The sequence below is a fragment of the Saccharopolyspora gloriosae genome (genome assembly GCF_014203325.1).
Lineage (GTDB): Bacteria > Actinomycetota > Actinomycetes > Mycobacteriales > Pseudonocardiaceae > Saccharopolyspora_C > Saccharopolyspora_C gloriosae.
This window is the reverse complement of record NZ_JACHIV010000001.1, coordinates 1,116,571-1,136,441: the sequence shown is the minus strand read 5'-3', so window position 1 is coordinate 1,136,441 and position 19,871 is coordinate 1,116,571. Positions and strand designations below refer to the sequence as shown.

Here is a 19,871-nt window from a genome sequence, read left to right as displayed (position 1 = left end):
CGCACGTGATCAGCCCCAGAAGGTCGCGGGAACGCACCCGGCGTCGGCGCACGCCGGTGCCACCGGGCGCACGTCCGCACCGTCCACCAGCCACTGCCTGCCGTCCGCGACCGACACCAGGTACCGCCCGACCCGGTCCACGGACAGCTGCACCTGCTCCGCGGCGAGCGCGCCGCCGGTGTCGAACGGGACGCCGCCACCGACCGCGGCGCCGCTGTCCCGGTCGAGCGTGCTGATCCGCATCCGCTCGGCGGGCGGGTTGCCGCATTCGGCCGGGGTGAGCACCGCGACGTCGCTGTCGGACCAGGCCACCGCCTGCGGGGCGCACGCCCCGGCGGGAGGCGTCGGCATCGGAGCGCCCAGTTCGGTGGCGCCGGGAGCCACCACGTGGATCTCGGACCGGGACGTGAGCACCGCGAGCCGTCCCTCGCGGTCCACCGCCAGGTCGAGCGCCTGCTCGCCCGCGGGCAACCCGATCCGCTGCGGCCCGCCGGTTCCGTCGACCACCACGTCGTCGCCCTCCGCGTAGGCGAGCCGCCCACCGCCGGCCGCCAGCGCGGTGTCCGTGCCGGTGCGGTGCGCGACCGGCCTGATGATCCGATCGGGCCCGAGCACGACTATGTCGCTGCCGCCCGCGGCCGGGACGGTCGCGTAGACGCGGTCGCCGTCGGCGGCGAGGCCGCCCTGCACCGGTCCTCCGACGTCGGCGAGCACCTCGTGCTGCTTGCCGGTGAGCACGTCGAACGAGGCGAGCGTGCCCGGTTCCGGCGCCGCGACGTAGCTGTTCGGCGCGATGCTGACCGGCTCCGCCTGGCGCGGACTGGTGCCGGGCACCACCGCCAGCGCGACCAGGAACACCGCGGAGGCGGCCACCGCCACCCCTCCCGCGGCGATCAGCGGGCGCCGGGACGGTCGCCGCGATCGGCGCTGGCGGGCCGCGAGCAGCCGCGGCAGCGTGTCGCCGCGCGGCTCGACGTCGTCCACCAGCGCGCGCAGCCCGCTGCGCAGCTCGTCGACGGCCTGCGTGTCGTCTGGATCCCTCACACCCGCTCCCGCAGCAAATCCGAAAGCCGAGCCACTCCCCGCGAGCAGTACGACTTGACCGCACCCTGACTCACGCCCATCAGCTGCGCGGTCCGCGCCTCGCTGAAGTCGGCGTAGTACCGCAGCACCACCGCTTCCCGCTGCCTGCGCGGCAGGTGGGTGAGGGCGTCCGCGAGCACTGCGCGGTCCAGGCCGCGTCCGGTGTCGTCCGGGCGCGAGTCCTCGGTGGCGATCCGGGGTTGGTAGCGCTTGGCGACCATGCGGCGGCGCAGCACCGACCGAGCCCGGTTGAGCACCGCCTGCCGCAGGAACGCCAGCGCCTTGTCCGGGTCGCGCAGCCGCGTCCTGGAGTCGAAGACCCGCACGTACGCGTCCTGCACGATGTCCTCGGCCGAAGCCCGGTCATCGACGAGCAGCACCGCGATCCGCAGCAGTTGCCGGTAGTTGTCCTGGTAGAGCTCGGTGAGTTTGGTCGTCAGTTCATCCATGGCCGCCAGCCCGTCGCCCGGCCAGGCGGTCACGGGCAATGCGATCGAAACCGTCACATCTCTGCATGACGCCCGAGACCCCCTTCGCGGTTGGCAGCCGACGCGGACCAGATTTCCCGATCGAAGCTCCGACCGGCGGAGAGGCGCAGCTTACCGTCCGCCACGAGTGCGGTCGCGGAGTGATCGTCCGGATCGGCCGCCGACCGCGGCGGCCCCGAGCGCGCGGGTGCCTCGTCCGGGTGGCCGATTCGCCCGCGCACGGGCTCGCTCGCCGTCCCGGCGGCGCGTTGCTCCACAAAGGACCGCAACGGTCCCGCGGGCCGCTCCCCCGGGCCTCGACAGCGGGTAAGAATCACCACACCACAAGATCACCCGTTTGACGTCGTCGCTGGTCAGCCGATCATCGGCACCCTCACTCGCCCGTTTGGCAGCCGATGCCGCCGGGTCTTCGTTCGACTACCGTTCGGCAGCGGGACAGCACGGTTCCACACCCGGCACGCGATGGGAGGATAGGCGGCCTCCCGGCCGCCTCAACCGGCCATGAAGTTCGGCATCTCGACGTTCAACACCGATGAGGGCATCGGCCCAGCGGAACTCGGGCGCGCGCTGGAGGACCGCGGTTTCGACTCGCTCTTCCTCGCCGAGCACACCCACGTTCCCGCGAGCCGCGACACCCCGTATCCCGGCGGCGGTGACCTGCCGCGGATCTACTACCGCACGCTCGACCCGTTCGTGAGCCTCACCGCGGCGGCCGCGGTGACCGAGAACCTGTTGCTGGGCACCGGGATCGCGCTCATGATCCAGCGCGATCCGATCACCACCGCGAAGGAGGTCGCCAGCCTCGACCTCGTCTCCCGAGGCAGGGCGATCTTCGGCATCGGCGCGGGGTGGAGCCGCGACGAGATGCGCAACCACGGCACCGATCCGGGCAGGCGCGGCGCGCTGATGGACGAGCGGATCCGGGCCATGCGGGAGATCTGGACGAAGGAGCTCGCCGAGTTCCACGGCGAGCACGTGGACTTCGACCCGATCTACTCGTGGCCGAAGCCGGTGCAGCAACCGCATCCGCCGATCTACATCGGCGGCGAGAGCAAGCGCTCCTTCGACCGGGTCGCCGAGTACGGCGGGGGCTGGCTGCCCCGCGCGGGCACCGAGAACCTCGGCGACCTGATCGCGAAGGTGCGCGAGCACGCGGGCTGGCGGGTCCCGGTGTCGCTGTACGCGGCGCCGAAGGACTCGGTGGTCGAGGAGTACGCGGAGGCCGGGGTGGATCGGATCTTGTTCTACCTGCCGACCAAGCCGCGGGACGAGTCGCTGGAGCGGCTCGACCTGCTGGCCGGTGTGGTGACCGAGCACAGCTGAGCCGTGAGGGGCCGCCGGTGCGGCGACGGCCCCTTACATCCTGGTTACTTCCCGGTCTTGCACTGGACATGGGGGACATCGCAGGCAGATCCTTGCGACTGCTTTGCAGATCGGTGCGATCACAACGGCAAGTTGCATGCACAACTGCTTTGATCGCGGAACGGAGACCGGGGACGGTGGGGAACACGACGACGACGGCGCCGACGGACGAGGCGTCGCCGCAACGCAAGTGGAGTCCGAAGCAGATCGTCGTGTGGGTGCTGGTGGCCGTGATCGGCGCCATCTCCTGGGGAGTCATCGCGCTCGGCCGCGGCGAGGAGATCTCCGCCGCCTGGCTGGTGTTCGCCGCGCTCGCCTCCTACGCGATCGGATACCGGTTCTACGCGCGGTTCATCGCCTACCGGGTGCTGCGGGTGGACGACACCCGCGCGACACCGGCGGAGCGGCTGAACAACGCCACCGACTTCCAGCCCACGGACCGCAGAGTCCTGTTCGGGCACCACTTCGCCGCCATCGCGGGCGCGGGCCCGCTCGTCGGCCCGGTGCTGGCCGCGCAGATGGGGTACCTGCCCGGCACGATCTGGATCATCGTCGGCGTCGTGTTCGCCGGCGCCGTGCAGGACATGGTGGTGCTGTTCTTCTCCACCCGCCGCGACGGCCGCAGCCTCGGCCAGATGGCCCGCGAGGAGATCGGCCCGGTCGGCGGCATCGCGGCGCTGATCGCCGTGCTCGCGATCATGATCATCCTGCTGGCGGTGCTGGCGCTGGTCGTGGTCGGCGCGCTGAAGGACTCGCCGTGGGGCACCTTCTCCATCGGGATGACCATCCCCATCGCCCTGTTCATGGGCATCTACCTGCGCTACCTGCGGCCCGGCCGGATCATCGAGACCTCGATCATCGGCATCGTCCTGCTGCTGCTGAGCATCATCGGCGGCAGCTGGGTCGCCGATTCCGCACTGGCCGAGACGTTCACGCTCTCCGGCAACCAGGTCGTGCTCGCGCTGGTGGTGTACGGCTTCATCGCCTCGGTGCTGCCGGTGTGGATGCTGCTGGCGCCGCGGGACTACCTGAGCACGTTCATGAAGGTCGGCGTCATCGTGATGCTGGCGGTGTCGATCCTGATCGCGATGCCGGTGATGAAGACCGAGGCGATCACCGAGTTCGCCTGGAACGGCCAGGGCCCGGTCTTCGCGGGCACGCTGTTCCCGTTCGTGTTCATCCAGATCGCCTGCGGTGCGCTCTCCGGCTTCCACGCGCTGGTGTCCTCGGGGACCACGCCGAAGCTGATCGAGAAGGAGTCGCAGGTCCGCGTCATCGGCTACGGCGGGATGCTCACCGAGTCGTTCGTGGCGATCATGGCGCTGGCCGCGGCCTGCATCATCGACCCCGGCATGTACTACGCGATGAACATGCCCAGTGCAGCGCTCGGCGACACGTTGCAGTCCGCGTCGCAAGCCGTCGCCGGAGTGGGCTTCCAGATCACCCCCGAACAGCTCGCCGCCGCGGCCGCCGCCGTGGACGAGGAGACGCTGGTGGGCCGCAGCGGCGGCGCCCCGACGCTCGCGCTCGGGCTCTCGGAGGTGTTCTCGCAGGTCCTCGGCGGGGACGCGATGCGGGCGTTCTGGTACCACTTCGCGGTCATGTTCGAGGCGCTGTTCATCCTCACCACCGTCGACGCCGGGACCCGCGTCGGGCGGTTCATGCTCCAGGACACCGTCGGCAACGTGTGGAAGCGCTTCGGCGACGTGACCTGGAAGCCCGGCATCTGGATCTCCAGCGCCGCCATCGTCGGCGGCTGGGGCTACTTCCTGTGGACCGGCGTGAACGACCCGCTGGGCGGCATCAACCAGCTGTTCCCGCTGTTCGGCATCGCCAACCAGCTGCTCGCGGCGGTGGCGCTGGCGGTGGCCACCACGGTCCTGATCAAGTCCGGGCGCGCGAAGTACGCCTGGGTGACGATCGTCCCGCTGGCCTGGGACGCGGTCGTGACGCTGACGGCGAGCTGGCAGAAGGTGTTCTCCGCCGACCCGAAGCTGGGCTTCTTCTCCCAGCGCGCCGCGTACCAGGCGGCGATCGACGCCGGGCAGACCAGCAAGGGCTCGGCGGGCTCCGTCGAGGAGATGCGCCAGGTGGTCACGAACTCCACCGTGTGCGGCGTGCTCAGCGTGCTGTTCGCGGTGCTGATCCTCATCGTGCTGGTCGACGCGATCCGGGTGTGGATTCAGGCGCTGCGCAGCACTCAGCCGCTGAAGGACACCGAAACGCCGCACACCGAGTCGCAGCTGTGGGCACCGGCCGGTCTCATCCCCACCGCTGAAGAGCGGCGCATCCAGCGGGAACGCCGCGAACCGGAGGACCGCCAGGAAGTGGGCGCGGGCACGTGAGTTCCCGGACGCCTTCCTCGCGGGCGGTGCTGTCCCGGCTGGGACGCTCCGCCCGCGAGGCCTGGCAGATCGCCCGCGGCATCGTCGGCGAAACCGCCTACGAGCGGTACCTGGAGCACCACCGCCACCACCACGCGAGCAGCACGCCGCTGGGCGAGCGCGAGTTCTGGCGGCGCCACGTCGACCGCGGCGACACCCACCCCGGCTCCCGCTGCTGCTGAGCCGGGCGGGCAGCGCCCTGCGGCCGTTCGGGCACGGTTCCTGGCGGCCGCGGCGAATCCTCTGGTGAGATCGCGACGTACGCGTCGACACGATCTGCGGGGTGCTTCGTGACGATCACTGAGGATCACGTACCCGGGTTGATCGTCTGCGTGTTCCTGCTCGCCGTAGGCATCGCCGTCCTGTGGCACGGCGGGCGCGAAGTGCGAGTCACCCGACGATTGCGGGACCACGGCGTTCGGACGACGGCGACCGTAATCGGTCATGAGCGAGGACACACGATCGATCAGCCGCTGTACGGCTACAGCGATCAGCAGGGCGGCCAGTTCACCTTGACGCCGACCGATTCCCACGACACCTTCACCCCTGTCGGGGACCAAGCGGACGTGCTCTACCTGCCGGAGGATCCTGGGACTTCGAGGTTGGCGGCGACCGAAGGCACACCGTGGAAGATCGCGCCCTTCGCGTTCATGCTAGGCGCACTTCTTTGCTTCGGGGCCGTCGCGTTCGCGGTCACCCTGCTTTCGGATCCCGCCCCGCTGGCTCCCCCCGCCCCGCAGGCTCCCGCCCCGCAAGCTCCCGCCGACTCGAGCTCGGCGTCCACGTCCATGTTCACCACCGCCGTCTGCGCGGGCATCCTGCTTCTCGCGCTGACCCTTCCGGTTCTGCGGATCACCAGCTTCGCGCTACTGCACCGGACCGGGATCCACACGGAGGGCGTGGTGGTCCGCAGGACCGACGCTTCGCAGTCGGCGGCCTGGCTCGTCGACTTCGAAGATCACGACGGACGACGAATCCAGTTCGCGAGTCGGCGCGTTCCCAAGCGCGCCGGCGCCCGAATTCCCGTCGTCTACCACCGTGATCGGCCGCAGCAGGCTGAGAACGCGTCGTGGGCACCCGTGCTTCGGGCGAACGTGCCCGCCGTGCTGCTCTTGCTGTTCCTCCTCACGATGATCCCCACGTATCTCTGACGTTCGGACAGCTGCGGCCTCGCCCTCGGCCTGCGATGAGTCCTGCGGGCGAGCACGGTCTTCCTGTCAGGTGCGGCGCGTTCGGCGCGGTGCGAGCGGGGAGGACGTCATGCAGAAGATCACCACGTGCCTGTGGTTCGACGGCCAGGCGGAAGAGGCGGCGCGGTTCTACACGTCGATCTTCGCGAATTCGCGGATCACCGAGATTTAGCACTACGGCGAAGCGGGCCCCGGTGCCCCCGGCACGGTGCTGCTGGTGACGTTCGAACTGGCCGGTCAGCAGTTCCTCGGCCTCAACGGCGGCCCCGAGTTCTCGTTCACCGAAGCGATCTCGCTGCACGTGGACTGCAACTCGCAGGAAGAAGTGGACCGGATGACCGAGCGGCTCGTCGCGGGCGGCGAACAGGGACCGTGCGGCTGGGTCAAGGACCGCTACGGCCTGTCCTGGCAGATCGTCCCCACCGAGCTCACCGACATGCTGCGCGACCCCGACCCCGAGCGTTCCAACCGCGTCATGCGGGAAATGCTCACCATGCACAAGCTCGACCTCGCCGCCCTCCGCCGCGCCTACGCGTAGCCGACGTGGCTTCGGAGTGAACGGACCGTTCGTCCAACGAGATCGGACGAACGGTCCGTTCACTCACTCCGGCAGGGACTCACCGAGGGCGGCGAGGCGGGCGCGGAGAGCGGCGTTCTCGTTCTCGGCGCGATTCAGGCGAACGTGCACCGCGGCCAGGTCGGCCTCCGAATAGCGGTGCGGGATGTGCTTCGGGCAGTTCCAGTCGTAGCCCTCGATTCGGATCAGCACGAGCCGCTCGACCCGGCCCTCGGTACGTGGTTCGTCCAACCGAGCCGCGAGCTCCGGTTCCTCGGCGACGTCGCGCACCTCGGCGTGCCCGAACAGCTTCAGCCGGGTGCGCGTCGCGTAGTCCATGAAGAACAGCGCCACCCGATCGTCACCGCGCACGTTCCCATCGGTGATGTACTGGCGGTTCCCCCGCACATCGGCGTATCCGAGAGTGCCGGAATCCAGGACGTGCACGAATCCGGCGGGACCACCGCGGAATTGCACGTAAGGCCACCCGGTCTCCCCGACGGAAGCGAGATAACAACCGTCGCGCGCCGCGATGAAATCGCGCTCCCGATCCCCCAGCGGATCGGCTTCGAGCCCTACCGCCGCACCCAGCTCCTTCCGGTGCACCGGCCGGCTCCCCTGCTCCACCTGCATGTTCCGCACCGCGTCGGTGAACGCCAGCCGCGCGTACCTGCTCATCGCCCATCTCCCCGGAAAACGAAAGCCCCGTTCACGATGACCACGCGGCCGGGGCCGGCACAACGCGGGAGCAGAATGAACCACCCCACACCACCGATCCAGAAGTGCGAAAAGCAGCCGGCCATTTCCGACTCGAACAACTCGGCCCCGCTTTTCCCCTCGCGAGACCGCGGACCCGCCCCCTCACCGGCGTTCCCTGCAAGGCAGACTGAGCGGTCCGCAAACCGAGGAGGATGATGTGAGCGATCTTCAGGTCGAGGACACCAAGGTCGGCGACGGCACCGAGGCCCAGCCGGGCAACGACGTGACCCTGCACTACACGGGCACGCTCAGCGACGGCTCGAAGTTCGACTCGTCCCACGACCGGGGCGAAGGCCTGAACTTCACCCTGGGTTCCGGCCAGGTCATCGAGGGCTGGGACCGCGGCGTCACCGGCATGCGCGTCGGCGGCACCCGCACCCTGGTGATCCCGCCCTCCATGGCCTACGGCGAGCGCGGCGTCCCGCCGATCATCCCGCCGAACGCCACCCTGCACTTCGACGTGGAACTCCTCGAGGTCAAGTGACCCGAAGTCGGCCGGGGCCCCGCCCCGGCCGACACCCGGGCGGGAACCGGAACCCTCGTACGTTTCGCGGGTGCACTGCTCGATCTCGTTCGTCCGCAGCCACTCGCCAAGGGTGCAGGACAACATCGCCGACGAATGCCTCCCATAGGCCTGCGACAGCAACTTGTTCAGCAGGCGCTCGGCCCGCTTCCGGTCGGCCTCGCCTGCCCCCTCACCGCATCGCGCGAGTACGTCCGCTTGCCGGAAGCCAACGCCACTGCGGAATAAACGCTCACGCGGAGTGTCCTGCAGTGCTTCCCGATTCGGCCTCGTCAGCATCCGGCACCGCACGAACCCGAACCCGAACCGAATCCCACGAAATTCGATCTTGCTGCGATCTTCGCCGCAGGTCAGATGGTGGGGCAGGTGGGACTTGAACCCACGGCTGACGGATTATGAGTCCGCTGCTCTGACCAACTGAGCTACTGCCCCCGATGGCGTGATGAAACGCTCCTCTGGGTGATCGTAGCGAGGCTGGGCGGCGAGAAGCTCGTTGGGTTGCCCGCTCGACCGGGCGAAACCGCTAGACCTGGGCCGTGATGCGGGGCGGTGGCGGGGAATCCGTTCGTGGCAGCAAAAAGGGCCGGCACCCGTGGGTGCCGGCCCGTTCTCGTCGCAGCGTCACATGAACGCCGTGATGCTGAAGGCACCGGTCAGCTGACCGATGATCACGATGGTGGCCAGCAGGGCGCTGATCCCCGCCACCGTCAGCAGCGACAGCATGACCAAATAGACCAGAGCCCTGATCGGCTTCGGCAGCTGCGCCACCGTGGCCAGATCGGGCAGTGCGAAGTGGTTTTCCTTGCCGATTCCTGGAGCGGACATCCCGACTTCCCCCGTCCTTCTTGTCGTCCCCGTTTGTGCACCACTGCTCCGAGGACGGAGAGCAGTGGGAGTTTCGTTGGTTCTCATGCATCATGAATCGATTTGGTTCATGCCACGCGGCTGGGACCACGGGCCGATCCTGATCATCCATGCCCGCTGTGACCTGCGGGAAAACCTCAGGGGGAAGCGGGGTGTCGTCGAGCTGCACGAATCAGATCGGCGAGCTCATCAGAATCGTTACCCGACCCTGATCAACCCGAGACTGAATCGCCCGAAAGAGTGGAACTGGTTCCATGAACATCAAAAAAGGTGCCGAATTGGCACCCCTTCGCGGTTCGTCAACCCTTGGTTAGCCGACTGATCTGAGCGCCGTTCGACGAAGGCCGATCCAGGGATGTCGACACCTCTTCGTGCCTTCGCGAACCCTGATTCTGCCTGGTTCAACCGGCTTCAGACTCTGCGATCAGCATACCAGCCGCCCGCCGAAGCCCCGCTTCGGCCACCACCGCCCTCCGGGACGCCGCGGACGGTCGCGCGGGCCTCCACTTCTCCTGACACAACAGGAAATTTCGCACTAGAGCGGATTTTTCGGGCGCCGCTATCTCTCGTCCGGCAACGCGGAACGATCACTCACAACTTGACAGTGTGTATAGTTCTACTGGACAAGCCGTATACCACCGGAAACGCCCTCCTGAACCGGAGTTCCTCCCTTGCTCAGATCTCGCAAGTTCCTGGTGTCGAGCGGTGTGGCGCTCGCGCTCGTCGTGCTCCTGTCGCTGGGGTTCCAGTTCGGGCTGCCCGGTTCCTCCGGTGACCGCGACCGGTTGGGGACGTACTCCAGCGACCAAGGCCGCGTGCTCTACCAGGTCCACTTACCGGCGAACTACCGCGACGACCTCCGTCCACCGGTCGTGATGGCGCTGCACGGGTGCGGGATGACCGGCTTCGGGTGGAACTCGATGAAGGGCACGACGCGGTTCGACCGGCTCTCCGACGAAGCGGGATTCATCGTCGTCTACCCGACGCAGACCCCGTTCGCGGACAAGCTGAACTGCTGGAACTCCAACGACTCCCGGCACCAGCACCGAGGCCGCGGCGAGCCCGAACTGCTCGCCGGGGTCGCCCGGCGCGTCGTCTCGGAGTTCAACGCCGATCCCGCTCGGGTGCACGTGGCGGGGGCGTCGTCGGGCGCGGGCACGGCGGTGATCCTGGGCGCCACCTATCCCGACGTGTTCGCCACCGCCACGTCGGTGGCCGGAGGCGAATACGCCCTGGACCAGGTCGACGCGGAAGATCCCGGCCGGGTACCGCCCACCTACACGGCCGGGCAAGCCCACGCCCAGATGGGGCCGCGCGCCCGCCGGGTCCCGCTGCTCGTGTTCCAAGGCGACCGCGATGAGGCAGTCCCGCCGTTCGTGGCCACGCGGTTGGTCGAGCATTGGGCCGCGGTCAACGACCTCGTCGACGACGGCCGGCTCGACGGGGACGTCGACGCCGTACCGGATGCGGTGCAGCGGCAGAATCCACCGGGGCGCCACCCGTACGTCCACTCGACCTACACCGCGTCCGGAGCCCCGTTGATCGAGCACTACCTGGTCTCGGGCATGGCGCACGCCTGGTCCGGGCCCGCGGCCAGCGGTCTGTTCACCGACCGGGCCGGGCCGGACATGGCGCGCGTCATCTGGGAATTCGCCGCCGCCCACCCGATGCGAGGAGGAGCACGATGACGTCGTCCCCAGCGGAGGTCCGCGCATGACCGGCCCCGCGCCGCGTCGAACCCGCCTGTCCCGCGAAGCGCGTGCCGCCCAGCTGCTCGACATCGCCGAGGGGCTGTTCGCGGAACGCGGGATCGAGGGCACTTCGATGGAGGACATCGCTCGCAGCGCCGGGGTGACCCGGCCGATGGTGTACTCGCACTACGCGACCAAGGACGAGGTGTTCCTCGGCTGCGTGCGACGAGCTCGCTCCGAGCTGGAGAGCCGGATCCGCGAACCTGAGATCATGATCGAGTCGGGGGCGGGTGCCGGAGCGGTCATCGGGCGGGCCGGGGACATCTTCTTCGAGATCCTCGAACACGACCCCCAGCGCTGGAAGATCCTGTTCACCCCCAGCACCGCGCTCTCCGCGGAACTGGCCGCGGGAATCGCCGCCATGCGGCTGGGAACCATCACCCGGATCGCCGAGATGGTCGGCCACTTCGCGTCCTTCGACGAGGAGCGCGCCACCGCCTTCGCCTACGCGATCAGCGGCGTCGGCGAACAGCTCGGCCGCTGGTGGCTCGCCCACCCCGAGGTGCCGAGGGCGCGCGTCGTGGCGCACTACCGCGACTTCATCACGGCCGGCCTGGCCCTGCCGTGAACCACCGGGTCGGTGCGCCGCCCGTCCGGTCGGGCGGCGCACCGACCTCGGGTCAGGAACCTTCGCCGAGCGGAAGCGGGTGCGGGGCGAGGCGGTGGGCGGGCGGTTCGGTGCCGTGCAGGTGGCGCACGAAGTAGTCCCACGTGCGGCGCGTGACGTAGTGCTTGCGGCGCAGCAGCGCGTGCTCGTCGCCGGGGATCAGCAGCACGTCGACGTCCTTGTCGGCCTCGATGAGCGCGTCCACCAGACGCAGGGTGTGCGCGGGGAGCACGTTGTCGTCGAGCTCGCCGTGGATCAGCAGCAGCTTGCCCTGCAGGTTCGCGGCCAGCGCCGGGTTCGACAACGCGCGCTTGCTCTCGTCGTCGATCTCGCCGTGGTACTGCTCGGGCCACATGGGGACGTAGACGCCCATGTCGTGGTTCCCGGCCAGGGCGACTCCGACCGAGTAGAACTCGGGGTGGGCGAGCATGGCGCGCGCGGTGGCGAACCCGCCGCCGGAGTGTCCGGTGATGCCGACCCGCTCGGTGTCGAGCCACGGGTGCCGGTGGCCGAGTTCGCGGATCGCGGCGATGTGGTCGACGAGCGAACCGGCGTCGTCGAGTGCGCCGTAGGAGTGGTCGTGGAACGCCTTGCCGCGGCCCGCGGTGCCCCGCCCGTCGACGGCGACGACCGCGAATCCCAGTGCTGCCAGCGCTTCCGCTTCGCCCGGTACGGCGCTGTCGAACGCGGGTCCGGCCCGGTGGACCTGCGGGCCGGGGTAGATGCAGTCGATCACCGGGTAGCGGCGGCCGGGGTCGAAGCCGTGCGGGCGCCACAGCAGTCCGTGGATGGAGGTCTTCCCGTCGGCGGCGGTCGTGCGGAACCGCTCCGGCGGGCGCCAGCCGAGGGCTTCGAGCCCTCCCGCGTCCGGTGCTTCGAGCTCGACCAGGACCTGCCCGTCCCCGCCCAGCACCGCCGAGCGGGGCGGGGAACTCACGGTGGAGGCCCGGTCGACGAGGTAACCGCCCTCCGCCGGGCTCACCGCGTCGTGATCGAGGTCGTCGTCGGTGAGGCGGGTGAAACCGGTGCCGTCGAAAGCGATCCGGCAGATCTGGCGGACGTAGGGATCGTGGTCGACGAGCCCGGCGGCCAGGAACCACACCTGCCGCGCGTCCTGGTCCACCCACAGGACCTTGCGCACCGGCCACTGCCCGGAGGTCACCTGCGCGACGCGCTCGCCGTCGGCGGAGTGCAGGTAGAGGTGCCCCCAGCCGTCGCGCTGCGACCACCAGAGGATCTCGCCGGAATCCAGCACGTGCACCATCGCCGGTTCCCCGAGCTGCGGGGTCGGGTCGACCCGCGTCTCACCGCTCTCGCTGATCAGCGTGGTCACCGCGCCGGCGGCCGGGTCGAGGCGGCGCAGCTCCAAGGTGCGGGCGTCGCGGGAGTGACGCAGGAAGTGCACCGCGTCGCCCTTCTCCCCCGACCACCACTGGTAGGCGATGCTCGCCGGATGCACGATCACGTACGGCTCGTCCTGCTGTCGCACGACACCGCGCGTGGCGACGTCCAGCACGGCCCACTGCATCGTCGCCTGCGCCGCGTCGCCGGGCATCGGGTAGCGGGACCGGTGTTCCACGGGCCTGCCGCCGTCGCGGGGCGCGGACTCCACGAGCACCTGCTCGGGCAGGTCGCGCTGGTCGAGCCGGTGCACCAGGAGGCGGGTCGAGTCCGGCGACCAGGACACCGCCAGCGGCGCCGGCAGGCCGAGGTTGCGCATCAGCGCGCGCATGCCCAGCGCTTCGGGAAGTCCGCCGTAGTCGAAGTGCGGCTCGGCGTCGTCGGTGAGCGCGAACTCCTGCTCGCCGTCGCGGGAGCGGACCACGATGTCGCCGTCGCGGCGGAAGGCGATCCACGCCTTGTCCGGCGACACGACCTCGCCGGGCAGCGGCTCGGCGTCCTCGACGCGGGTGCAGGTGCCTGCGCCGTCGGACCACTCCCAGCGGGACTCGAACGCCGAGAACCGCACCGTCCAGTCCTCGTGCTCCGGGACGTCGAGGTCGACCGAGGTGATCGGCAGGTCGTCCGCGGCGACCGCGCGGCCCGCCGCCACCGACAGCGCCGCGGCCAGCCGGTCGTGGTCGAACGCGTCGCGGCGGGTGCCTTCGGCCGGGTCCACCACGACGTGGCGGGCGCCCGCCCGGTACCAGAAGCGGCGTCCGCCGGACAGCCACCGCGGCCGCACCGAGCCGCCGGGCACGCGCCGCGCCCGGTACGGGTCTTGCATGATCTCCGCGCGGGCGTAGTCCGCGTTCGTCAGCCGGATCGCCGGCTCGGTTCCGTGGTTCGGGGTCATGGCTCCGAGCGAACACCCGGCCGTCGCGGCAGGCTCAAGCCTCCGGGCGGATGATCCAGGTCACTCCCGCCCCGACCAGCCGGAACGCCCGTGCCGGACTCGGGACTGCTCCGTTCGTATGCAGCCATCACCTCGGATTTGCATATTTATACGTGATGATCTCCGACGAAACCGGCGGCTCCGGCGCCGGACCGCACGCACCTTGCACCAGATACGAGGACACTTCTCGAGAAGCCCGGCGGGGCTTGTTACCATGAATACATGTCGAAGGTCCTGAATAATCTTCCAGTGGGTGAGCGGGTCGGCATCGCCTTCTCCGGCGGGCTGGACACCTCGGTCGCGGTGGCCTGGATGCGCGAACGCGGCGCCCTGCCGTACACCTACACAGCCGACATCGGCCAGTACGACGAGCCGGACCTGTCCGACGTGCCCGAACGCGGGCGCGTCTACGGTGCCGAGCGCGCGCGGCTGATCGACTGCCGCGCCGCGCTGGTCGAGGAAGGCCTCGCCGCCCTGGCCTGCGGCGCCTTCCACATCCGCTCCGGCGGGCAGGCGTACTTCAACACCACGCCGCTCGGTCGCGCGGTGGTGGGCACGCTGCTGGTGCGCGCCATGCGCGAGGACGACGTGTCCATCTGGGGCGACGGCTCCACCTACAAGGGCAACGACATCGAGCGCTTCTACCGGTACGGCCTGCTGGCCAACCCGGACCTGCGCATCTACAAGCCCTGGTTGGACGAGGACTTCGTCAACGAGCTCGGCGGGCGCGACGAGATGTCCGCCTGGCTGGTCGAGCGGGAACTGCCCTACCGCGACTCCGCGGAGAAGGCGTACTCCACCGACGCCAACATCTGGGGCGCCACCCACGAGGCCAAGAAGCTCGAATACCTCGACACCCCGCTCGAGATCGTCGACCCGATCATGGGCGTGCCCTTCTGGGACTCCGCCGTCGACATCCCGGCCGAGGACGTCACCGTCGAGTTCGAGCACGGCCGCCCGGTGCGGATCAACGGGAAGTCCTTCGACTCCGACGTCGACCTCGTCCACGCCGCCAACACCATCGGCGGCAGGCACGGCCTCGGCATGTCGGACCAGATCGAGAACCGGATCATCGAGGCGAAGAGCCGCGGCGTGTACGAGGCGCCGGGCATGGCGCTGCTGCACATCACCTACGAGCGGCTGCTCAACGCGGTCCACAACGAGGACACCGTGGCGATGTACCACTCCGAGGGCCGCCGCCTCGGCCGGTTGCTCTACGAGGGCCGCTGGTTCGACCCGCAGGCCCTGATGCTGCGGGAGTCCCTGCAGCGCTGGATCGGCTACCCGATCACCGGCAGCGTCACGGTGCGGCTGCGCCGCGGCTGGGACTACACGGTCCTCAACACCGACGGCCCGCGCCTGAGCTACCACCCGGACAAGCTGTCCATGGAGCGCAGCAAGGACCAGGCGTTCGTCCCGAACGACCGCATCGGCCAGCTGTCCATGCGCAACCTGGACATCGCCGACTCCCGCAGCATGCTGGAGCTCTACGAGGGCGGCGGCCACGGTTCGCTCACCGCGTGGGGCGAACTCGTCGGCGAGCTGGCTCCGGGCGGAGCCTCCGCGATCGCGGCGCGCACCGGCGAGGACGGCGTCGAGTCCGAGGCGCTCGACCACGCCGCCATCGAGGTGGGCACGGACTGACCCGCCGCCGAACACACCGGGGCCGGTGCGACCGCAGCGTCGCGCCGGCCCCGCGTGCGTCGTGGCGGAGTTCGGCCGGGGCTCATTCCGGCCACGGCGAGTTCTTGATGACCTCGACGAAGTCGCCGCGCACGAATCCGGGGACGCAGTGCGCCAGCACGTCCGCCTTGACGTTGCCGAACGTCGTCGCCGGGCGGTGCTCGACGCCCGCGGTGAACGCGGCGAGGATGCCGTTCTTGAAGTCCGGGCGCGGATGCGCCTCGACCACGGCGGCGCGCTGCTCGGCGGTGACCGCGTCGTGACCGATGCCCAGCACGTCCAGCTCCACTCCCCGCGTGACCAGGGCGATCTCGGCGGCCATGTGCAGCGGGATCTCAGGAGTGGTGTGCAGCGCGATCGCCGTCCACACCCGCTCGGCCCGCGGCTCGTCGATGCCGTGCCCGCGCAGGAAAGCGCGGGCCTCGTCGGCCCCGTCGAGCTCGAATCGCTGGTCGGCGCGGCGGTACCGCCGGGTCAAGCCGAGGTCGTGGAACATCGCCCCGACGTAGAGCAGTTCCGCGTCGAACCGCACGCCCTCGTCGCGTCCGCGCAGCGCACCCCACAGGAACACCCGCCGGGAGTGGTCGTACAGCAGCGGCGAGGCGACGTCGCGCACCAGCTCGGTGGCTTCCCGGGCCAGCGCGCTGTCCGGGATCTCCACGCCCGCGATGGTCGAACTCATCGGTGCCGCCCCTCGTCTCGGTTCTGCTGACCGGGACCAGGGTCGCGCGCGGGCCGCCGCGTCGCCACGGCGGTCGCGCGCTCGCCGGGGCTGCGCCGACCTCCGCGAAAGCACCCTTGAACGCACGAAACCCCAGGTCATTGACCTGGGGTTTCGTGAAGTGCTCCTCCAACTGGACTCGAACCAGTAACCCTCCGGTTAACAGCCGAATGCTCTGCCAATTGAGCTATGGAGGAATGTCGGTTGTGCTCGCCAGCCCCTTGCTCGCTGACGTGTACTACTTTAACCCATCCGCCAAGCCCTTCTCACACCCCCCCTGGACCCACGAACACCGCAGGTCACGGCGCCATGCTCAGCGGCGGTGGGCGATGACGAAGATCCGCCGGAAGGGCAGCCACGTCGTGCCGTCCGGCCGAGCCGGGTACGCCGCGCGCAGCCGGGCGCCGAGTTCGGCGCGGAACGCCGTCCACTGCTCGGCGTCCAGCGCGGCCCGCACCGGCCGCAGCGCGGTGCCGCTGATCCACTCCAGGACCGGGTCCGGGCCGTTGAGCCGGTGCACGTAGGTCGTCTCCCACGCGTCGACCGACAGGCCCAGGTCGGCGACGACCTCGGCGTACTCCGCGGGTGAGCGCACGGCGTCGGCGCCCAGCAGCCCCGGCACCTCCCACCCCTGCTCGCCGAGCAGGTCGCGGATCTCGCGGTGCGACGGGGAATCGAAGTTGCCGGGCACCTGGAAGGCGAACGCGGCGCCCGCGGGCAGCGCCGGGAGCCAGGAGCGCAGCAGGTCGACGTGCTCGGGAACCCATTGCAGCACCGCGTTGCACAGCACGACGTCGGAATCGGGCCGCGGCTCCCAGTCGCGGACGTCCTGCCGGTGCGCGTCGATCCCGTTGGCCCGCGCGGCCTCGACCATCTCCGGCGAGGAGTCGGTGGCCTCGACCTCGGCTCCCGGCCAGCGGTCGACGAGCAGCCGCGTGAGGTTGCCGGCGCCGCAGCCGAGGTCGACGATCCGGCGGGCTCGGCGCGCCGGGACGCGGGCCATCAGGTCGTGCGCGGGGCGGTCGCGGTGCTCGCTGAACGACAGGTACTTCTGCGGATCCCACACCCGAAAAACAGTACGACCGTACTGTTGGGTTGTCCAGCCGTCATCGCGCCGCGCCGCGCAGCCGCTGCGCCACCTCGGCGGCCACCGGCGCGAGCGCGTCCTCGTCCGTGCCCGGGTCGGCGCGGACCTGCAGCACCAGGCCGTTGCGGCCCGGCACCTTGCGCTGCACGAACCGCGCGCCGCCCGCCGGGAACTCCCGGTGCTGCGTGCTGCGGATGGAGCCGGTCACGCGCTCGTGCACGACCTCCGGCAACCTGCCAGGCTCGGTGAGCGCGACGCGCTGCGGCGGCAGGTCCCGCAGCAGGACCGCCTCGCCCGCCGGACCGGACTCCGCGGACTCGATCAAGGTCAGCGCGCCGTCGTTCCAGGTCGCCTTGCTCACCAGGTGCCAGCCGAGGCGGCGCCCCGACGGCAACCACAAGCCCAGGTGCGTGGCGACCAGCGGGCCCTCGGCCGAGCGCGCCACCGCCAGCACCCGCTCGTCGCCGGTGAGCTCACCCGCGAAGTCCGCGGGCAGCTCCGCCGTGCCGGACAAGCGGGCGACGAAACCGCGCAACCACGCCATCACAACGCTCCCGAGGCCTGGTGCAGCAGCGAATGGCGGTACTGCTCCAACGCCAGCATGTCCCCGAACAGCGAGTTGTACTCCTCCGGCTGCTCCGTCGGGGACATCCGCTGCACCCGCGACTTGATGTCCGCGATCTCGCGGCCGACCATGATCTCCTGCAAGCGGGCGATCACCCCGGCCACGTAGCGCGGATCCTCCTCGGACTTCGTGTCCAGGGCCTCCACTGCCAGCAGCGTGAGCAGGCGCCGCGTCACCTCGTCCGGGCATTCCCGCCCCACCGCGTCCACCAGACCGGCACCGGACAGGCCGGACATCGTGCCGCCCGCCGCGACGATCGCCTGGTGCAGCCGCGAGTAGGACGGCTCGGTGAACGCCTCGTCCGGCAGCGAGTCGTAGACGGGGCCCGCCAGCGCGGGCACCTGCAGCGCGAGCTTCAACGTCTCCCGCTGGCACCAGCGGGGGTCGTCCCGGCGTGGCCGCTTCGGCAACTCCACGTCCACGCCCAGCGAATCCTGATCCGGATTGCGCTGCTGGCGACGTCGCGGCTGCTGCTTCACCGGGGCGCCCGCCGACTCGCGGACTCGGCGCACCACCTGGTTCTCGTCGTTCCAGCCGACCCAACCGGCCAGCTGCACCGCGTAGCCGTCGCGACGTTCCAAATCCTTGATCTGCGCGACCAGCGGCACCGTGCGCTGGAGCGCGTCCACCCGGCCGTCCACCGAATCCAGGTCGTACTCGGTGAGCAGGCTGCGGATGGCGAACTCGAACAGCGGTTTCCGCCGCGCCACCAGGTCCCGCACCGCGGTGTCCCCGCTGGCCTGGCGCAGCTCGCACGGGTCCATGCCGTCCGGCGTGATCGCCACGTAGGTCTGCGTCGCGAACTGCTGCTCGCCGTCGAAGGCCTTCAACGCCGCCTTCTGCCCGGCGGCGTCGCCGTCGAAGGTGAAGATGACCTCGCCGCGGAACGCGTTGTCGTCCATCATCAGCCGCCGCAGCACCGAGATGTGGTCGTCGCCGAACGCCGTCCCGCACGACGCGATGGCCGTCGGGACACCGGCCAAGTGCATCGCCATGACGTCGGTGTAGCCCTCGACGACCACCGCCTGATGCCGCTTCGCGATGTCCCGCTTGGCCAGGTCGATGCCGAACAGCACCTGCGACTTGTTGAAGATCGGCGTCGCCGAGGTGTTGACGTACTTCGCCTCGATCGGGTCGTCGTCGAAGATCCGGCGCGCGCCGAAGCCGACGACGTCGCCCGCCAGGTCCTTCAACGGCCACAGCAGCCTGCGGTGGAACCGGTCCAGCGGGCCGCGGCGACCTTCCTTCGACAGGCCGCACTTGTAGAGCTCGTCGAGCTCGAAGCCCTTGCCCAGCAGGTGCTTGGTCAGCTTGTCCCACCCGGACGGGGCGAATCCGCAACCGAACCGGGTCGCGGCGGCCTCGTCGAAGCCCCGCTCCGCGAGGTACTCGCGGCCCTGCAACGCCTCCGGCGAACGCAGGTGCTCGGCGTAGAACTCGGCGGCGACGCGGTGCGCCTCCACCATCCGCGCGCGGGTCCCCCGATCGCGCTTCTCACTCGGCACCCCGCCCTCGTAGTGCAGCTGGACGCCCGCGCGGTCGGCCAGCCGCTCCACGGATTCGACGAAACCGAGGTGCTCGGACTTCATGAGGAACGCGATGACGTCACCGCCCTCACCGCAGCCGAAGCAGTGGAAGGTGCCGTGGCTCGGGCGCACGTTGAACGACGGCGTCTTCTCGTCGTGGAAGGGGCACAGCCCCTTCATCGCGCCCCCGCCGGCGTTGCGCAGCGCCACGTACTCGCCGACGATCTCGTCGATCCGGATGCGATCACGTACCTCGGCGACGTCGCTATCTCGGATCCTCCCAGCCACACCGCCAGTCTAGGCGTCGCGCACAACACACCGACGGGT

The 19,871-nt window shown here is 70.0% G+C and carries 17 protein-coding genes, 2 tRNA genes and 1 pseudogene; 9 read left to right on the top strand and 11 right to left on the bottom strand.

The window, feature by feature from the left end:
• Positions 1 to 9: 9 nt before the first annotated feature.
• Positions 10 to 1,044 (bottom strand): hypothetical protein, encoded by a 1,035-nt coding sequence (locus tag BJ969_RS05345; RefSeq protein ID WP_184477745.1) that lies wholly within the window; start codon positions 1,042 to 1,044, stop codon positions 10 to 12.
• Positions 1,041 to 1,565 carry a SigE family RNA polymerase sigma factor gene (locus BJ969_RS05340; RefSeq protein ID WP_343071240.1) on the bottom strand — a complete coding sequence of 175 codons (525 nt, stop codon included), beginning with the start codon at positions 1,563 to 1,565 and terminating at the stop codon, positions 1,041 to 1,043. Before BJ969_RS05340 ends, BJ969_RS05345 begins: the two co-directional genes overlap by 4 nt.
• A 507-nt stretch (positions 1,566 to 2,072) precedes the next feature.
• Here BJ969_RS05340 and BJ969_RS05335 point away from each other — a divergent pair.
• The 5 genes and pseudogenes from BJ969_RS05335 to BJ969_RS05315 all read left to right on the top strand — a co-directional run bounded on the left by BJ969_RS05335 (position 2,073) and on the right by BJ969_RS05315 (position 7,045).
• Positions 2,073 to 2,894 carry an LLM class F420-dependent oxidoreductase gene (locus tag BJ969_RS05335; RefSeq protein ID WP_184477744.1) on the top strand — a complete coding sequence of 274 codons (822 nt, stop codon included), beginning with the start codon at positions 2,073 to 2,075 and terminating at the stop codon, positions 2,892 to 2,894.
• Between the two features lie 245 nt (positions 2,895 to 3,139).
• Complete coding sequence (locus tag BJ969_RS05330) at positions 3,140 to 5,278, top strand: carbon starvation CstA family protein (protein ID WP_343071688.1); 2,139 nt, start codon at positions 3,140 to 3,142, stop codon at positions 5,276 to 5,278.
• Positions 5,275 to 5,499 carry a YbdD/YjiX family protein gene (locus BJ969_RS05325; RefSeq protein ID WP_343071239.1) on the top strand — a complete coding sequence of 75 codons (225 nt, stop codon included), beginning with the start codon at positions 5,275 to 5,277 and terminating at the stop codon, positions 5,497 to 5,499. Before BJ969_RS05330 ends, BJ969_RS05325 begins: the two co-directional genes overlap by 4 nt.
• A 108-nt stretch (positions 5,500 to 5,607) precedes the next feature.
• The gene (locus BJ969_RS05320; protein ID WP_184477742.1) at positions 5,608 to 6,468 is read left to right on the top strand and encodes a DUF3592 domain-containing protein; all 861 of its coding nucleotides are present in this window, start codon (positions 5,608 to 5,610) and stop codon (positions 6,466 to 6,468) included.
• 109 nt (positions 6,469 to 6,577) lie between these two features.
• Positions 6,578 to 7,045: pseudogene (locus BJ969_RS05315) on the top strand (VOC family protein).
• A gap of 63 nt (positions 7,046 to 7,108) precedes the next feature.
• On the opposite strand, the gene BJ969_RS05310 reads toward BJ969_RS05315, so the two are convergent.
• Entirely contained in the window at positions 7,109 to 7,741 is a 633-nt protein-coding gene (locus BJ969_RS05310; RefSeq protein WP_184477741.1) for a pyridoxamine 5'-phosphate oxidase family protein, read from the bottom strand.
• Positions 7,742 to 7,979: 238 nt separating this feature from the next.
• Here BJ969_RS05310 and BJ969_RS05305 point away from each other — a divergent pair, with 238 nt between their 5' ends.
• On the top strand, positions 7,980 to 8,306 hold the full coding sequence (locus tag BJ969_RS05305; protein ID WP_343071238.1) for an FKBP-type peptidyl-prolyl cis-trans isomerase: 327 nt from the start codon (positions 7,980 to 7,982) through the stop codon (positions 8,304 to 8,306).
• A 394-nt stretch (positions 8,307 to 8,700) separates the two neighbouring features.
• Here BJ969_RS05305 and BJ969_RS05300 read toward each other — a convergent pair.
• A tRNA-Ile gene (locus BJ969_RS05300) sits at positions 8,701 to 8,777 on the bottom strand.
• A gap of 189 nt (positions 8,778 to 8,966) precedes the next feature.
• The gene (locus BJ969_RS05295; RefSeq protein ID WP_184477740.1) at positions 8,967 to 9,170 is read right to left on the bottom strand and encodes a hypothetical protein; all 204 of its coding nucleotides are present in this window, start codon (positions 9,168 to 9,170) and stop codon (positions 8,967 to 8,969) included.
• Positions 9,171 to 9,880: 710 nt separating this feature from the next.
• On the opposite strand from BJ969_RS05295, the gene BJ969_RS05290 reads away from it, so the two are divergent.
• Positions 9,881 to 10,897: an extracellular catalytic domain type 1 short-chain-length polyhydroxyalkanoate depolymerase gene (locus tag BJ969_RS05290; RefSeq protein WP_184477739.1), complete on the top strand. Its 1,017-nt coding sequence runs from the start codon at positions 9,881 to 9,883 to the stop codon at positions 10,895 to 10,897.
• Between the two features lie 25 nt (positions 10,898 to 10,922).
• Complete coding sequence (locus BJ969_RS05285) at positions 10,923 to 11,528, top strand: TetR/AcrR family transcriptional regulator (RefSeq protein ID WP_184477738.1); 606 nt, start codon at positions 10,923 to 10,925, stop codon at positions 11,526 to 11,528.
• A 52-nt stretch (positions 11,529 to 11,580) separates the two neighbouring features.
• On the opposite strand, the gene BJ969_RS05280 is transcribed toward BJ969_RS05285, so the two are convergent.
• Positions 11,581 to 13,863 carry a S9 family peptidase gene (locus BJ969_RS05280; RefSeq protein ID WP_184477737.1) on the bottom strand — a complete coding sequence of 761 codons (2,283 nt, stop codon included), beginning with the start codon at positions 13,861 to 13,863 and terminating at the stop codon, positions 11,581 to 11,583.
• 261 nt (positions 13,864 to 14,124) lie between these two features.
• On the opposite strand from BJ969_RS05280, the gene argG reads away from it, so the two are divergent.
• The gene (gene argG / locus BJ969_RS05275) at positions 14,125 to 15,546 is read left to right on the top strand and encodes an argininosuccinate synthase (protein WP_184477736.1); all 1,422 of its coding nucleotides are present in this window, start codon (positions 14,125 to 14,127) and stop codon (positions 15,544 to 15,546) included.
• A gap of 82 nt (positions 15,547 to 15,628) precedes the next feature.
• Here the strand turns inward: argG and BJ969_RS05270 are convergent, their stop codons facing one another.
• From BJ969_RS05270 to dnaG, 5 genes are all read right to left on the bottom strand, one after another.
• Positions 15,629 to 16,267 (bottom strand): HD domain-containing protein, encoded by a 639-nt coding sequence (locus tag BJ969_RS05270; protein ID WP_184477735.1) that lies wholly within the window; start codon positions 16,265 to 16,267, stop codon positions 15,629 to 15,631.
• A 163-nt stretch (positions 16,268 to 16,430) separates the two neighbouring features.
• Positions 16,431 to 16,503 (bottom strand) — tRNA-Asn (locus BJ969_RS05265).
• A 116-nt stretch (positions 16,504 to 16,619) separates the two neighbouring features.
• Positions 16,620 to 17,372: a trans-aconitate 2-methyltransferase gene (locus BJ969_RS05260; protein ID WP_184477734.1), complete on the bottom strand. Its 753-nt coding sequence runs from the start codon at positions 17,370 to 17,372 to the stop codon at positions 16,620 to 16,622.
• A gap of 40 nt (positions 17,373 to 17,412) precedes the next feature.
• Positions 17,413 to 17,937 carry a hypothetical protein gene (locus BJ969_RS05255; RefSeq protein WP_184477733.1) on the bottom strand — a complete coding sequence of 175 codons (525 nt, stop codon included), beginning with the start codon at positions 17,935 to 17,937 and terminating at the stop codon, positions 17,413 to 17,415.
• Complete coding sequence (gene dnaG, locus BJ969_RS05250; protein ID WP_184477732.1) at positions 17,937 to 19,832, bottom strand: DNA primase; 1,896 nt, start codon at positions 19,830 to 19,832, stop codon at positions 17,937 to 17,939. Before dnaG ends, BJ969_RS05255 begins: the two co-directional genes overlap by 1 nt.
• Positions 19,833 to 19,871 lie beyond the last annotated feature (39 nt).